Raw genomic sequence first — 13,961 nt, forward strand, 5'->3', positions numbered from 1 at the left:
GGACGCTGCGCAGCGTGTGCGGCAGGTCACTCGATCACTATGGTGGCCGAACGACTCAGCCCGCAACCTGCGTTCTGATAATTTCAAAATGAACCGCGCCGACCTGTCCGTGTCAACGGATCGCGTGGCACACTGCACGCTGTGAATCCCGCCCCGGGAGGTTGCACGTGAGTGAGACCCGCTCAGGAGGGAGTGCTCCTGCGGCGCCCACGGTCCTGCGCATGGTCCTCGGTAAACGGCTCCGCCAGCTGCGGGAGCGGGCCGGAGTCTCCTTCGACGACGCGGCCCGCGCCATCGAGGTCACCGCCCTGACGGTCCGCCGTATGGAGAAGGCCGAGGTCGGCCTCCGCATCCCCTACGTGAAGGAGTTGCTGCGCACCTACGGGGTCTCCGGCACGGAGATCGAGGACTTCCTCTCCCTCGCCCGCGAGGCCAACCAGCCCGGCTGGTGGCACAAGTTCCGCGACGTGCTGCCCGAGTGGTTCAGCGCGTACGTGAGCCTGGAGAGCGAAGCCGCCGTCATCCGCCTCTACGAACCCCAGTACGTCCCCGGCCTGTTGCAGACCCACGACTACGCGGCCGCCCTCATCCGGGTCGGCTTCCCCAACGCGAGCCCCGAGGGGGTCGAACGGCACGTCGCCCTGCGCCTCAGGCGCCAGGACCTGCTGGTCAAACCCGAGGCGCCGGCCGTCTGGGCCATCCTCGACGAGACCGTGCTGCGCCGTCCGGTGGGCGGCCCGCAGGTGATGCGGGAGCAGATCGACCGGCTCGTCGAGGCCACGGAACGGCCCAAGATCAGGATTCAGATCATGCGGTTCGCGGCCGGGCCGCACCCCGGCGCGTACGGCCCTTTCCACTACTTCCGGTTCGGCTTCTCCGAACTCCCCGACATCGTCTACACCGAGGGTCTCGCGGGCGCCCAGTACGTCGACCAGCCCGTGGACGTCGTGACCTATCTGGAGGTCCTCGACCGGATGTCCGTGCAGGCGGAACCGGTGGCTCGGACCAGGGACATCCTGGCGGCACTACGCAAGGAGTTGTGACACATGGCAAGGACACCCGACGGCCCTGTCCACAGCGGTATGCCCGCGCCCGAACTCGGCGCGGAGGGCTGGCGCAAGCCCTGGAGCGGTACGAACGGCGGTTCCTGTGTGGAGGTCAAGCGGCTGCCCGACGGCCGGGTCGCGTTCCGGCAGTCCACCGATCCGGAGGGGCCGGCCCTCGTCTACTCGCGGGAGGAGATGGTGGCGTTCCTGGAGGGCGCGAAGGCGGGGGAGGCCGACTTCCTCATCGCCTGAGGGGGGCTCGGGTGCGGCCGCGTGGGGCTTCTCACGCGTTCCCCGAGCCCCTGGAAGCCGGGGCTCCGCCCCGCGTTCCCACTACGCCCGCACAACCGGACAACCCGCACGCGCACTCCCGGCACCTCCCGGCCCCGCCCAGACTGGGGGCACCTCCGGGCCGTGCACGGGCCCGGGAGGACGACGACCGCCGCGCACCACCCGAAGGGAGCGGCATGCGCACGCCGCCACGTGCCCCGGGCCGCTCCCGAGGGGTGGGGACGACCCCGCCGTCCCTTCCCGCGCTGACCCCGTACCGCACCCTGATCGTCGAGGGGCACGAAGGACGCGGCCGGGCCCGGCTCGTCGCCGAGCTGGCGCGCCTCGGGTTCGAGGTCCGGCGGCTGCCCTCTGCCCTGCACCACCTGGACCCCGCCCTGCCCTGCCGTGAACTCCTCGCCGGCCCCGGACGGCTGGCCGTCGACGGCAACCTGATCGCGGAACTCGTCCACGGCCCGCTGCGCCGGGGCCGCTCCCGGGTCACCTGGATGCAGGTCCTGGACCTCGCCGACGCCGTGGCCGAGCGCGACGGGGCCATGCTCCACCTGACCACGCCCGAGGTCTCGGAGGCGGCCACCGCGTACGCCCGGGTGTTCCGCACTCTCGCCCAGCACGTACCGGTGGTGACCCTCGATGTCGGCGAGCCCGGCGGCCCGTCCGGGCACTGGCCGCTCGCTCGCACCAACTCTGGCGTGAAGCAGTGCAGTTGACGATAGGTTGGCGACGACCACGCGATGTGAGGCAGGAGAGTCCCATGGCAGAAGGCCACCCCACTCCCGACCAGGAAGCGCTGTCGAAGATCGACACCACGGTGCCCCACTCGGCCCGTATCTGGAACTACTGGATGGGCGGCAAGGACAACTACGAGGTCGACCGTGAGGCGGGCGACGCCTACCGGGAGATCGCCCCGAACATCGAGACGATGGCCCGCGCCTCCCGCGTCTACCTCATCCGCACGGTCACCTTCGTGGCCCGCGAGCGCGGCATCCGCCAGTTCCTGGACATCGGCACCGGCCTTCCGACGTACGACAACACCCATCAGGTCGCCCAGAAGGTCGCCCCCGAGTCACGCATCGTCTACGTCGACAACGACCCGCTCGTACTGCGGCACGCTCAGGCACTGCTCACCAGCACCCCCGAAGGGGTCACCGACTACGTCGACGCGGACCTGCACGACCCGGACACCATCCTGGAGGCCGCCGGGAAGATCCTCGACTTCGACAAGCCGGTGGCGCTGATGCTGATGGGCATCCTCGGCCACATCCAGGACTACGAGGAGGCCAAGGAGATCGTCCGCCGCCTCCAGGCCGCCCTGCCGTCCGGCAGCTACTTCGTCCACTACGACAGCACGGACACCGACGCCGAACTCAAGCGCGCGCAGGAGGGCTACGACGACACCGGCGCCGTCCCCTACGTCCTGCGCAGCCCCCGGCAGCTGCACGCCTACTACGAGGGCCTGGAACTGCTGGAACCCGGCATCGTCTCCTGCCCGCTGTGGCGCCCGGAACCGGGCACCACCCCGCAGCCGACGGACGTGTACGGGGGAGTGGCCTACAAGGCGTAGCACCGCGGGCCCAGGCGCGGAGGACTCGGGCGCTGCGTCCCCCGGGAGCCCGGTCCGGGGCCCGCGGGGGAGCCGGCCAGGACGGCCGTGTACTCGCGGGCACTTCGGGTAGGCCCCCCGCATGACCGGACCCGCCGACATCGACCGGCAGGTTCTCGACGCCGTGGAGAACCTGGTACCGCTCTGGTTCTCGGCAGTGGAGGAGGTCACCCCGCGACTGTCCCCGAGACAGATCCTGGCGCTCCGCGCGGTGCGCGGGCGCCCCGAGCTGAACCTGACCGGGCTCGCGGAGCGGCTCGGCGTCGGGCTGCCCACGGCCAGCCGGCTCTGCGACCGCCTCGAAGCGGCCGACCTGCTCCAGCGCTGCGTCGGGCTCGACGACCGGCGCGAGGTGCACCTGGTGGTGACCGAACTCGGGCGGCGGTTCCTCGCGGAGATCTCCGAGCGCCTGTCGGCGCGGCTCACAGACGCCCTGGCGGCGCTGCCGCCGGCGGAACGCGTCCGGGTGGAGCAGGTGCTGCGCGCCCTGGGGGGAAGCGTCAGTTGAGCTGTGCCGTGACCCGCCCGGCGGCACTGTGCACATGGCAGAGCAGCAGGCAGACGTCGTCCTCGTGCTCCTCGTCCAGCAAGGGGGCGAGCAGCTGGTCGGCCGACTCCTGGAGGTTCTCGTCCAGCGTCGTGGACGGCAGCCCGCCGAGCGTCGCCGCGAGCTGTTCGATGCCCGGGTCGATGCCCAGGGCACGCCGTTCCACCAGCCCGTCGGTGTAGAGCGCCAGCGTCGAGCCGGGCGGCAGCGGCACGGTGTGGTCGGCGATCTCCTGGTGCAGGGGGATGCCGAGCATCGCGCCCGGCTTGGCGTCCAGGATCCGCACAGTCCCGTCGGGCGAGCGCAGCACCGGCGGCGGATGGCCGGCCGCGGCCCAGGTGAGCGTGGGTTCGTGCGGGTGGAACCGGGCGATGACGGCCGTGGCGTACAGGTCGGGCTGGAGATGGTGCAGGAACAGATGGAGATGGGTGAGCAGCTGCCCGGGGCTCTTGCCGTCGACCGCGTACGCGCGCAGCGCCGTCCGCAGCTGGCTCATCATCACCGCCGCGTGCAGACCGTGTCCGGTGACGTCACCGATCACGGTGATCAGGCTGCCGTCGGGCTGCCGGAAGGCGTCGTACCAGTCACCGCCGATGTTCAGGCCCCGGGTGGCCGGCAGATAGCGCGCGGCCAGCCGCAGCCCCGGCGTGGTGGGCAGTTCGGTGAGCAGAGCCCGTTGCAGGGTCTCGGCGATGTCGCGGTTGTGCTCGAAGCGCCGGGCGTTCTCCAGCGCGACCCCCGCCCGCCGGGCCAGCTCGATCAGCATGAAGGCGTCGTCGGCGTCCCACCGCTCGTCGTCGGGCGGCGACAGCGTCAGCACGCCCAGGGGCGCGCCCCGGGTCATCAGGGGCACGCACAGCAGTGGCCGGGTGGGGTCGATCGCCGAGGGCGGCTGGTCGTCGACACCGGGCAGCTCGCCGGGATGGTCGGCGGCGTACTGGGGGCGGCCGCGGCGCGCCGCGACGACGGCGGCGGCCGGACGCGGACCGCCACCGGCCGTCTCGCCCTCCCCGTCGAACAGCCACACGTCGGCGCTGCGGGCGTACCGGGGCACCAGCAGGGACGGCAGCAGCCGCACGATCGCGTCGGGGTTGAGGGACGCGGTCAGGGCGGCGCTGGCGTCGGCGAGGAGGGTGAGCCGGCCGCGTGCGTTCTCTGCCTCCCTGCGGGCCTTCTGCTCGGCGTCGAACAGCTTGCGCTGCGCCCGCCCGGCCGCGTCCAGCTCGGCGTGCAGGGCGAGGACGCCCTGGTTGGTCTGGTGCAGTTCCTCGCGGTGGAAGGCGACCAGCGCCTCCTTCTCGTCGAGCTTCTCCAGCAGCAGCGCCGCGTCCTCGTCCGCTCCGAACAGCGCCTCCGCAAGAGTGGTCGGGTCACCGGCCACGTACTCGCTGTCCGGCGGTCGCACCTCCTCCGTGCAGGCGACCGTCAGCCGCCACGGCTGCCGGTACTCGCCCGGTCTCCGGTTGGCCGACGTCACCTCGACCAGGAACCGGCAGCCGGCCGGCCGCGCCGTGACGGCCCGCGCAGTCAGCAGCCACGCGCCGCCCTTGGTCAGACACTGGCGCAGCTGCGCCGAGAGCGCGGACACCAGCCGCGCCCGGTCGGTCGGCGACACACCGTGGGCGGTGGCCAGCCGCGCGGTGGCGATACGCGCCCGGGCGGCGTCGGTCACGGAACGGACGGTCCAGGTACGGGTCATGGGAGGTGATCCGGCAGGGAGGGGCTCAGTACGGCGACGGTGGTGTCGTCGCGGACCGGCCGGGCGGGGCTGCTCGCGTCGCGCACGATCACGGCGGCGATCACAGCGGGGTCGAGTGACGGGCTGTGGGCGGCGGGACCCGGGCTCCAGCGGCTGGGCAGACCGTCGCTGTGCAGGACGAGCAGACGGTCGTCCCCCCAGGCCACCTCGTGCTGCGGAAGATGGGCGGCCCGGTGGGCGCCGACTATGCCGGGCCGGGACAGCAGCGGCTGCCACTCCGCTCCGGTGCGCAGCCGGGCCCCGATGTTGCCGATCCCTGCGAAGAGCAACCGACCGGCGGAGAGGTCGAGTTGGGCGACGGCGACGGCCGCGCCCCGGGTGTCGCGCAGCGCGCCCTCCAGCCGCCGCAGCAGCTGTGCGGGAGGCAGCTCGGGCGCGCGGTACAGCTGCTGCACGGCCGCCGAGGACGCCTTGGCCGCCGCCAGGCCGTGGCCCAGCCCGTCGGCCAGCATCAGCGTGGTCAGGTCGCCGGATCGGACCCAGGCCCAGGCGTCGCCGGAGAACTCCGCGCCGGCGAAGGGGACGTTGACACCGCCGGCCCGCACGGCCGGGGCGGGGGAGGCCCGCTTCGCCCGGCGACCCGTCCGGGCGCCGAGCCGGGCCAGGGCGATCGTGCCCCGGCCGACCGTGCTGTGCAGGTCGAAGTCGTCGGCGACCCGGCGGCAGGTGCCGAGGCCCGCGCCGAGCGACGACGTCGTCGAGAAACCGTCGCGCAGCGCGCCCGCGATGTCGCGCACCCCCGGTCCGTGGTCGATCGCCACGATCTGCACCATGGGGGCCGCGCCGTCGGCCCGGTCCGGGTCGGGGCGGGAGACGACGTCCAGCAGTATCAGCCCGCCCCCGGCGTGCTTGAGCAGATTGGTCGCCAGCTCGGTGGCCACCAGGGCGCAGCCGGCGGCGCGGCCCTCGTCCAGCCCGGCCCGTGCCGCGGCCGCCTCGGCGGCCACCCGGGCGTCGCGCACCCGGGTCGAGTCGTGCACCGGGACTTCCCAGACGCGTGGCATCACCGCTCCTCGCGCGGGCGCGGCGCACCCGCGAGCCAGGACGTCACCGTCACCGTGGTGCCCGACCCGGGCCGGCTGTCGATCGCGAAGTCGTGGACGAGCCGCCGGGCGCCGCCCAGTCCCATCCCCAGCCCCTCGCCGGAGGTGTAGCCGTCGAGGAGGGCCTGGTCGAGGTCGGCGATGCCGGGCCCCTCGTCCTTGAACGTCAGCCGCAGCCCTCGTGTGCCGCCCTTGTCCACGGGAGCGCACTCCATCTGGCCCCCGCCGCCGTGGACCAGGGTGTTGCGGGCCAGCTCGCTGGCCGCGGTGACCAGTTTGGTCTGGTCGACCAGACCGAAGCCGAGCTGGGCGGCCGCCTGCCGCACATGCTGACGTACCCACACCAGATCGAGATCCGAGTGGATCGGCAGGCAGGCGGAGATGCCGCCGGCGGTCTGCATCACGGACTCTCCTGGCGGGCTTGGACGCGGCGGGGGAAGGTCGGGTCCGGTTCGCCGAGGAGGCGCAGGGCGTCCTCGGTGGTGAGCGCGGTGCGCAGCCCCGGCAGGGTCAGGCCGAGCTCCACCAGGGTGATCGCCACGGCCGGACGCATGCCGGCCACGACCGTCCCGGCGGCCAGCAGACTCGTCTGGGCGGCGATGTCGCCGAGCACCCGGCCGAGGAAGGAGTCGACCATCTCCACACCGGAGAGGTCGATCACCACACCCGTGGCACCGCTGCGCGCGACCGTGTCGCTGATGTCCTGCTGGAGCTGCTCCGCCGCGCCGTCGTGCAGATCGCCCTGGAGCGACACCAGGAGCACCTGGCCGAGTTTGAGTACGGGGACGGGCGCCCCGTACGAGGACGGGCCGCCGTGCGCGGCGAACAGATCGCCACTCACCCGTGCCCCGAACCGGCGCGGTCGCGGGCGACGATGTCCGTGCCCAGCTGCCGGAGCGCGTAGGCGAGGGCGTCCGCGAGGCTCGTGCGGGTCAGCACCGAGCTGAGGTCGATGCCCAGGTGGACGATGGTCTGCGCGATCGGCGGCCGAATGCCGGAGACGATGCACTCGGCTCCCATCAGCCGGGCGGCCGCGACGGTCTTCATCAGGTGCTGGGCCACCAGCGAGTCCACGGTCGGCACCCCGGTGATGTCCAGGATGGCGAACCGGGCGTGCTGCTCGACGATGGAGTCGAGGAGCCGCTCCATAACGACCTGGCTGCGCGCGCTGTCCAGCGTGCCGATCAGGGGGACGGCGACGATGCCCTCCCAGAGCTTGATGACCGGCGTGGCGACCTCCATCAGCTGCAGCCGCTGCCGGTGGATGAGCTCCTCGCCCTCGCTGAGCGCGGTCTCCAGCACCACCAGGCGCAGGGTGCCCATGAGCACGGTCAGGGTGGTGGTGCACTCCCGCAGATGCGCGGCCGGCGCGTTGGCGAACTCGGCCAGCAGCAGATCGGTCGCGGGTGGCCGCAGCGCGTCCACCTCGGCGGAGATCTGGGTGACCGTGGAGCCGGCCCGCGCCCGGGCGGCGGCCGTCCGCGCCAGCTGTTCACGGACGACCTGGAAGCCGCCGGCGTCCGCGTCCTCCACGCTGTCCGCGGCGGCCACGGCGGCGAGCGCGTCCACGACGGCCCTGCCCGCCTCCACCGCCTCGTCCCGGGAGTGGGTGAAGACGGTGCGGAACAGCGCGGCGTCGGCCCAGCGCTGGGCGATCTGTTCCTGGCGGTCGCGCAGGAACCGCGCCACCTCCTGCGTCGGTGTCAACTGATGGTCTGCCGTGTCCTGTTCCGGCACGGGTCTCTCCTCACGTGCTGTAGTGCCTCCCCGCTCCGGGGAACGACTGCCGGGCTGGTTCATCGGTCGGGCCGGCCGGCACCCCCTCGGCCGAACCAGTCGAGACAGACCACGAGCGCGTCGTCGTCCGCCACGGGTGTGCCGCGGTGTCCGGAGAGTTCCCTGAGCACCGCGCCGGGGACGTCGGCGGCGGGCAGCAGCCGGGTGGCGTTGATCGCCCGGGTCAGCGCCCGGTCCCCGTACGCCTCCCCGCCGGGTGTGGCGACGGAGTAGACCCCGTCGCTGACGAAGACCAGCCGGTCGCCCGGTTCGAGCCGCAACTCCTGTGCGGTGTACTCGGTCTCCTCGAACATGCCCAGCGGCAGCTGTGCCTCCAGAGCGACGGCGGTGACGCTCCGGTCGCGCAGCAGCAGCATCCGGGGCGAGCCCGCGTCGACGATCTCCAGGTGTCCGGTGGCCAGGTCCAGGTCCAGCAGGAGCACCGACAGGTGCTGGGCACCGCCGTACTGGGCGTGCACCGCCTGGTCGGCGAGGGCCGCCTGGTCGGCGATGGAGACGCCGGCCCGGCGGGCGTTGCGCAGCGCGTTGATCCCCAGCTGGGTCAGCAGGGAGGCCTCGATGCCCTCGCCCATGCCGTTGGTGATGTACAGCATCAGGTGGTCGGCGTCGGCGGACCAGTCGAAGTTGTCGCCGAAGATGGCGTAGGCGGGCTCCAGCTGGCCGCCGAGCGCGTACTCGGGCCGGGTGGAGGAAAGGCCCGGCAGCAGCTGCCACTGCATCTCGGCGGCCAGGGTCAGCCTGCTGGAGCGGCGCGCCCGGAGGTACACGTCGGTGTCCCGTTCCGCGACGACCAGTTCATGGCCCAGCACCTGGGCGAGCTCGGTCAGTTCGGCGAGACCCTCCTCGGTGTTCGCGGCGGACGGCAGCGTCAGCCGCAGCACGCCCAGCCGGTCACCGCGCACGGTGACCGGCAGATGCACCCGCACCCGGTCGTCGCCGCGCTTCTCCACGTGCGGCTCCTGCGCCCCGAACGCGCGGCCGGCCGGGCCGTCGTGCATGGGCAGGGGATCCGCCGGGTCCGGGCGGGCGGACGCGGGTCGGAGCGCGGTGAGCGAGTAGTCGGCCAGGTAGAGCTCGACGTCCCGCGCCGACCAGCCCTCGCCCAGTACGTCGCGGAGAGCGTCCACCAGGTGGTGCGGAGCAGCGGAGCGAAGTGCTCGTTCGGCTGCCACGAATCTGTTCACGATGTCGGATACGCCATTCTTTCCACAGCTGACAGTGTTCGAGATGCCTGGAAGAGTGGGTGCGTGACTTCCTCCTCCCATCCGCGGCCGGACGAGGTGGCGCGTGTGACCTCCGAGGCGGCAGAGCTGCTGGAGGTCGTGTGGGGACGCGCCTCGACGGCACCCGTGTCCGCCTCGCAGCTCCGCGTGCTGTTCATCCTGGAGCACAACGACGGGATCAACCTGCGGATGCTCGCCGACGCCCTCGGCTCGACGCCGCCCTCCACCAGCCGGCTGTGCGACCGGCTGGAGGCGGTGGGCTTCGTCGAGCGGCACGCCAGTACGGCCAGCAGGCGCGAGCTGTGTCTGCGGCTGAGCCGGCGCGGGCGGTCGTACCTCGTGGACCTGCGCGCCCGGCGCGAACACGCCCTGCGGTCCGTGCTGGAGCAGATGCCGGCCGCGAAACGGACCGCGCTGGTGGAGGGGTTGGAGGCGTTCTGCGCCGCCGCGGCGGCACAGATCCATGAGGGCGACGCCACCGACGCGCGGAGCGCCTGACCGCCGCCGGCCCGTTCCCGGTTCGACAGCCTCATCCCAACCCTTCCCACTCTCGGCCCCCGGCTCACTCTGTTGCCTTCCGGCCATAGTTGTCAAACGACAACCATTGGCCATGGGTGTGTGCCACCACGCCGACGGGCAGCGGGCTCATTCCTGAGCCGGCGGCTCGTCCGGATGCGGGGCGACCTGCCCGGAGTCCACGGCGGCCAGCGCCTCGTCCACGCTGTCCACCGTGGACACGGTGAGACTGACACCGGTGAGATCGAGTATGCGTCGCACGGCCGGAGCCGGGGCGATCACATACATCCCGCCCGGGATCCGGCGCACCTCTTGATACGTGCGCAGAATGATGTTCATGCCGGACGAGTCCATGAAGGGAACGGCCGACACGTCCAGCAGGAAGTGCCGTCGACCGTGCCGCAGTTGGTTCGCCAGATGATGCTGCAGCTCGGTCGCCGTGTCGATGTCCAGTTCCCCTTCGATCGTGAGCAGCACGGCGTCGTCCCGGGGCAGGTCGACCTTGATCGACAGGGGGTTGTGGGCAACGGACACGAGAGCCTCCAAGGCGTTGACCGATCGGGACGGTTGCCCCGATTCACGGATTCGACGCATCGCCCGGCGATGCGCCCGTGCGCATACCCTCGAATCGTGCGGGCACACGGGCCCCGATCAGGCGACTCCGGGTTCCAGCAGCCCCGCGCGCAGCCGCTTGATGATGCGGCTGATCAGCCGGGACACATGCATCTGCGACACCCCGAGCTGCTCGGCGATCTGTGACTGGGTCTGCTCCTCCACGAACCGCAGATGCAGGATCCGCCGCTCACGGTCGTCGAGTTCGGCGATCAGCGGAGCCAGCGAGTGGAAGTCCTCGACGAGCTGCAGGGAGTGGTCCTCCTCGCCGATGAGGTCACCCAGCACGGTGTCACTGTCCTCGCCGCCGTCGGCGGTGAGCGCCGCGTCGAGCGAGGAGGTGTTGTAGCCGTTGGACGCCTTGCGCGCCTCGATGACCTCCTCCTCGGACAGCGACATCAGCTCCGACAGCTCACGCGTGGTCGGCATCCGGCCCAGCCGGGACTGCAACTCGTCCGTCGCGCGGGCCAGCTCCACCCGCGCCTCCTGCAACCGCCGCGGCACATGCACGGCCCAGCTGGTGTCCCGGAAGAATCGCTTGATCTCGCCGACGATGTACGGCACGGCGAAGGTGGTGAACTCCACCTCCCGGGACAGCTCGAACCGGTCGATGGCCTTGATCAGCCCGATGGTCCCGACCTGGACGATGTCCTCCAGGGAGTCCTCACGCCCGCGGAAGCGCGAGGCCGCGTACCGCACGAGCGAGAGGTTCATCTCGATGAGCGTGTTGCGTACGTATTGATAGGTGTGCGTGCCCTCGTCCAACATGGCCAGCCGGTCGAAGAACTGCCGGGACATCTCCCGCGCGTCCTTGGGCCTCACCTGCGACGGGTCCTCGATCAGGGGCAGGTCCACCCCGTCCGTCATGACCCTCCCCCGTGCCGTGGCCGTAGTGCGTGCCGTCACGGCTGCCATGCTGTCCACCCCTCTCGCCCGAAGCCTTGTTGCCATCCCACGCTTGCCCCGCGAAGCGCATCTCAGTCCCCCTGATTCGGTAAAGGGGCAGTGGCGCTCCCCACTCTGGCCAGAAGTCGCCGCCGACCCGAGTGACACCCATCGACGGCTCTGGCGATCCGTCACCAAGAACGCGCGGACCGTTGTTTGCCTCCCGGGTCGTGGGGCAATCGGAGTTCCACGCCTCCGTACGGGAGGCACGCCGGCGGAAGCGGTGTTCCGCGCACGGGCCTCGGCCGCCCGCCACCGTTCCCCGCCGCGAAGTCCCTGAAAGCGTCGTTCAGGAGCGATTTCCCATGCTGGTCAATGTGTCCGCAAACGGATCAGGTACATCCATTCGTCCCGGTACCCCCGACAGGAGGACGCACGACGACGCCCCCGACACCGCCAACGACTTCGCCCGGCTCGCGGCGATGGACGAGGGGCCCGAACGCGACCAGGTCCGCGACGAACTCGTCCGGGTCTGGCTTCCCATGGCCCACCGCATCGCCGGCCGCTTCCGCAACCGCGGCGAGTCGCTGGAGGACCTGCGCCAGGTCGCCGCGATGGGCCTGGTCAAGGCGGTGGACCGCTACGAGCCCGACCGGGGGGCGTTCGAGAGCTACGCCGTGCCCACCATCACCGGGGAGATCAAGAGGCACTTCCGCGACCGGATGTGGACGCTGCGCGTCCCCCGGCGGGTGCAGGACCTCCGCAACAAGGTGCGCGTGGCGCGGCGCGAACTCAGCCAGACCTCCGGCGGTGCTGCCGAGCCCTCCGTCGCCGACATCGCCGCGCTCGCCGGGCTCACCGAGGAAGAGGTCCACGCCGGGATGGAGGCGCTCGACAGCTTCAGCGCGCTCTCCCTGGACGCCGAGATGGCCTCCGGCGACGACGGCTACAGCCTCGCCGACACCCTCGGCGCCCCCGACACGGCGTACGACACCGTCGTGGACCGCGAGTCGGTCAAGGAAGGGCTGCGCCGGCTGCCCGAACGCGAGCGGGCCATCCTCTACATGCGCTTCTTCGAGGACATGACCCAGAACCGCATCGCCGACCGTCTCGGCATCTCCCAGATGCACGTCTCCCGCCTCATCAGCCGCAGCTGCGCGCGCGTCCGTGAAGAGGCCCTCGGTCGCACCACGCCCACCGTCTGACAACCCCCAGGAGCGACACAGATGCTGATGCCCCATCCCGCGACCCTGCGTCGGCTCGTCGAGGAGTACGAGTCGGTCCTCGCCCACGAGGGCGAGCGTGGCGATCCGCAGAGCGCTCGCCGCGCGCAGGACCTGGCGTACACGTTGTGCGTGTCCACGGGCACCCGCGACGTCCGCCGGGCTCTGGACGCGGCGCGCGCGCAGCTCGCCGCCGCGCAGGCGACCGCGACCGTGGAGCTGTGCGGGAACGGGACGACACTCCCGGGAGATCTCGGCAGCCATGGTCCGGGTGGGAGCGGGTATGCGGCGCTTCATGAACAGTGATGGACCCAATTGCCCCGAGTCGTCGACCCCGTACCTGCCATGACATCGATGGGACGCCGCCCGCTCGTGCACCACGACCCCGCCCCCGCGGAAGCGACAGGCCGCGACGCCCGGTCGCCGCGGCCGCCGGTCGCGATCACCACCGCCGCGGCGGCCCGCCGTCACGTGCGGGCGTTCGTGGGGGAGCGGTGGCGTTCCCCGACGGGACCACCGACCGAGCAGTCGATGATCGACCTCATTCTGGTCGTCTCCGAACTGGTCACCAACGCGGTCCGGCACGGCGGCGGTATCGCCGGGTTCGACGTCGCCCTCACCCCTGAGGGCGTGCGGCTCAGCGTCCGCGACTACAGCGCCGCCGTGCCCGTGGGTCTCCACGGGCCCGGCGCGCTGCCCCGCGCCCACGAGGGCAACGGCTATGGCTGGCCGCTGATCAACCGCCTCTCCAGCAGGGTCGACGTCGAGCGCTGCGCGGCCGGCGGCAAGACCATCAGCGTGCTGGTGCCGCTGACCTGAGGCCTCACCGGGCTTTCACCGGGTGCCGTCGGCGGGGCCGGCCCCGGGGCCTTCACCAGGGCAGGAAGACGTGGACGTCCTTGCCGTGGTCGTGCACCACCACGCTCACCTCGTCGCACAGCGTCTGGATCAGATACCAGCCGATGCCGCCGCCGCCCTTGCTGGGGCTGAAGGGGCGGGGCGCGGGCGACGTCGTGCTCGTGTCCCCCAGCGTCACATGCACCCCGTCGAGGGTGCGCCGCATCGTCAGCTCGAACCGCCCCGGGGCGTACTGCACCGCGTTGGCGGCCAGTTCCGTGACCACCAGCAGGATGTCGTCCCAGTGCTCGACAGCGGCCGGCGGCGACGTGCGCGAGAGGACGCCCAGGAACCCCTCCGCGGCCGCACGCGCCCCCGTCACGTCGCCGAGTTCTCCGTCGAAGGCGGCGTGGCTGTCGTAAATCTCCTCGGCAGGCAGTTTGTCGTCCCTACGTGGTTCTGTTGACATCTCGTCGTCCCCGGCTCGGCTGCTTGAGGCGGACGCGATGGCGCGTTCCCCTCCGACGCTCGTGTTTCCCGTGCGGAGAGCTGCTACGCGTGCGAAAGCGTAGGGATGTG

General features: G+C 71.8%; 18 protein-coding genes. 9 read left to right on the forward strand and 9 right to left on the reverse strand.

The window, feature by feature from the left end:
* Positions 1–221: 221 nt before the first annotated feature.
* The 5 genes from ACZ9QC_RS40945 to ACZ9QC_RS40965 all read left to right on the forward strand — a co-directional run bounded on the left by ACZ9QC_RS40945 (position 222) and on the right by ACZ9QC_RS40965 (position 3,448).
* On the forward strand, positions 222–1,043 hold the full coding sequence (locus ACZ9QC_RS40945) for a helix-turn-helix domain-containing protein (RefSeq protein ID WP_472917756.1): 822 nt from the start codon (positions 222–224) through the stop codon (positions 1,041–1,043).
* A gap of 3 nt (positions 1,044–1,046) precedes the next feature.
* On the forward strand, positions 1,047–1,298 hold the full coding sequence (locus ACZ9QC_RS40950; RefSeq protein ID WP_472917757.1) for a DUF397 domain-containing protein: 252 nt from the start codon (positions 1,047–1,049) through the stop codon (positions 1,296–1,298).
* A gap of 215 nt (positions 1,299–1,513) precedes the next feature.
* Positions 1,514–2,047, forward strand: a complete 534-nt coding sequence (locus ACZ9QC_RS40955) for a hypothetical protein (RefSeq protein WP_472917758.1) — start codon at positions 1,514–1,516, stop codon at positions 2,045–2,047.
* A gap of 44 nt (positions 2,048–2,091) precedes the next feature.
* Positions 2,092–2,901: an SAM-dependent methyltransferase gene (locus tag ACZ9QC_RS40960; RefSeq protein ID WP_472917759.1), complete on the forward strand. Its 810-nt coding sequence runs from the start codon at positions 2,092–2,094 to the stop codon at positions 2,899–2,901.
* 121 nt (positions 2,902–3,022) lie between these two features.
* Entirely contained in the window at positions 3,023–3,448 is a 426-nt protein-coding gene (locus ACZ9QC_RS40965; protein WP_472917760.1) for a MarR family winged helix-turn-helix transcriptional regulator, read from the forward strand.
* On the opposite strand, the gene ACZ9QC_RS40970 is transcribed toward ACZ9QC_RS40965, so the two are convergent.
* From ACZ9QC_RS40970 to ACZ9QC_RS40995, 6 genes are read right to left on the reverse strand one after another with little or no spacing between them, the layout of a single operon-like run.
* Complete coding sequence (locus ACZ9QC_RS40970) at positions 3,441–5,186, reverse strand: PP2C family protein-serine/threonine phosphatase (protein WP_472917761.1); 1,746 nt, start codon at positions 5,184–5,186, stop codon at positions 3,441–3,443. The genes ACZ9QC_RS40965 and ACZ9QC_RS40970 overlap by 8 nt on opposite strands.
* Complete coding sequence (locus ACZ9QC_RS40975; protein ID WP_472917762.1) at positions 5,183–6,250, reverse strand: SpoIIE family protein phosphatase; 1,068 nt, start codon at positions 6,248–6,250, stop codon at positions 5,183–5,185. The genes ACZ9QC_RS40970 and ACZ9QC_RS40975 overlap by 4 nt, the downstream gene beginning before the upstream one ends.
* A complete protein-coding gene (locus ACZ9QC_RS40980) occupies positions 6,250–6,690 on the reverse strand; it encodes an anti-sigma regulatory factor (RefSeq protein ID WP_472921952.1) in 441 nt (146 codons plus the stop codon). Before ACZ9QC_RS40980 ends, ACZ9QC_RS40975 begins: the two co-directional genes overlap by 1 nt.
* Positions 6,690–7,130, reverse strand: a complete 441-nt coding sequence (locus ACZ9QC_RS40985; protein WP_472917763.1) for an STAS domain-containing protein — start codon at positions 7,128–7,130, stop codon at positions 6,690–6,692. The genes ACZ9QC_RS40980 and ACZ9QC_RS40985 overlap by 1 nt, the downstream gene beginning before the upstream one ends.
* On the reverse strand, positions 7,127–8,026 hold the full coding sequence (locus ACZ9QC_RS40990; protein ID WP_472917764.1) for an STAS domain-containing protein: 900 nt from the start codon (positions 8,024–8,026) through the stop codon (positions 7,127–7,129). The genes ACZ9QC_RS40985 and ACZ9QC_RS40990 overlap by 4 nt, the downstream gene beginning before the upstream one ends.
* Before the next feature lie 59 nt (positions 8,027–8,085).
* Positions 8,086–9,270 (reverse strand): PP2C family protein-serine/threonine phosphatase, encoded by a 1,185-nt coding sequence (locus ACZ9QC_RS40995; RefSeq protein ID WP_472917765.1) that lies wholly within the window; start codon positions 9,268–9,270, stop codon positions 8,086–8,088.
* A 63-nt stretch (positions 9,271–9,333) separates the two neighbouring features.
* Between ACZ9QC_RS40995 and ACZ9QC_RS41000 the strand changes: the two genes are divergently transcribed.
* Complete coding sequence (locus tag ACZ9QC_RS41000; RefSeq protein ID WP_472917766.1) at positions 9,334–9,807, forward strand: MarR family winged helix-turn-helix transcriptional regulator; 474 nt, start codon at positions 9,334–9,336, stop codon at positions 9,805–9,807.
* 147 nt (positions 9,808–9,954) lie between these two features.
* On the opposite strand, the gene ACZ9QC_RS41005 is transcribed toward ACZ9QC_RS41000, so the two are convergent.
* Both ACZ9QC_RS41005 and ACZ9QC_RS41010 read right to left on the reverse strand, forming a co-directional pair.
* Positions 9,955–10,359, reverse strand: a complete 405-nt coding sequence (locus ACZ9QC_RS41005; RefSeq protein ID WP_472917767.1) for an STAS domain-containing protein — start codon at positions 10,357–10,359, stop codon at positions 9,955–9,957.
* Between the two features lie 117 nt (positions 10,360–10,476).
* Complete coding sequence (locus tag ACZ9QC_RS41010; RefSeq protein WP_472921953.1) at positions 10,477–11,304, reverse strand: RNA polymerase sigma factor SigF; 828 nt, start codon at positions 11,302–11,304, stop codon at positions 10,477–10,479.
* Positions 11,305–11,687: 383 nt separating this feature from the next.
* Between ACZ9QC_RS41010 and ACZ9QC_RS41015 the strand changes: the two genes are divergently transcribed.
* Genes ACZ9QC_RS41015 through ACZ9QC_RS41025 form a run of 3 tightly spaced genes read left to right on the forward strand, consistent with a single transcriptional unit; the run spans position 11,688 to position 13,364 of the window.
* Positions 11,688–12,527 (forward strand): SigB/SigF/SigG family RNA polymerase sigma factor, encoded by an 840-nt coding sequence (locus ACZ9QC_RS41015; RefSeq protein WP_472917768.1) that lies wholly within the window; start codon positions 11,688–11,690, stop codon positions 12,525–12,527.
* Between the two features lie 21 nt (positions 12,528–12,548).
* Positions 12,549–12,851 carry a DUF5133 domain-containing protein gene (locus ACZ9QC_RS41020; protein ID WP_472917769.1) on the forward strand — a complete coding sequence of 101 codons (303 nt, stop codon included), beginning with the start codon at positions 12,549–12,551 and terminating at the stop codon, positions 12,849–12,851.
* Between the two features lie 39 nt (positions 12,852–12,890).
* Positions 12,891–13,364 (forward strand): ATP-binding protein, encoded by a 474-nt coding sequence (locus tag ACZ9QC_RS41025; RefSeq protein WP_472917770.1) that lies wholly within the window; start codon positions 12,891–12,893, stop codon positions 13,362–13,364.
* Between the two features lie 52 nt (positions 13,365–13,416).
* Here ACZ9QC_RS41025 and ACZ9QC_RS41030 read toward each other — a convergent pair whose 3' ends face one another.
* Entirely contained in the window at positions 13,417–13,851 is a 435-nt protein-coding gene (locus ACZ9QC_RS41030) for an ATP-binding protein (protein ID WP_472917771.1), read from the reverse strand.
* Between the last annotated feature and the right edge of the window lie 110 nt (positions 13,852–13,961).

Source organism: Streptomyces sp. HUAS MS02, assembly GCF_055702265.1.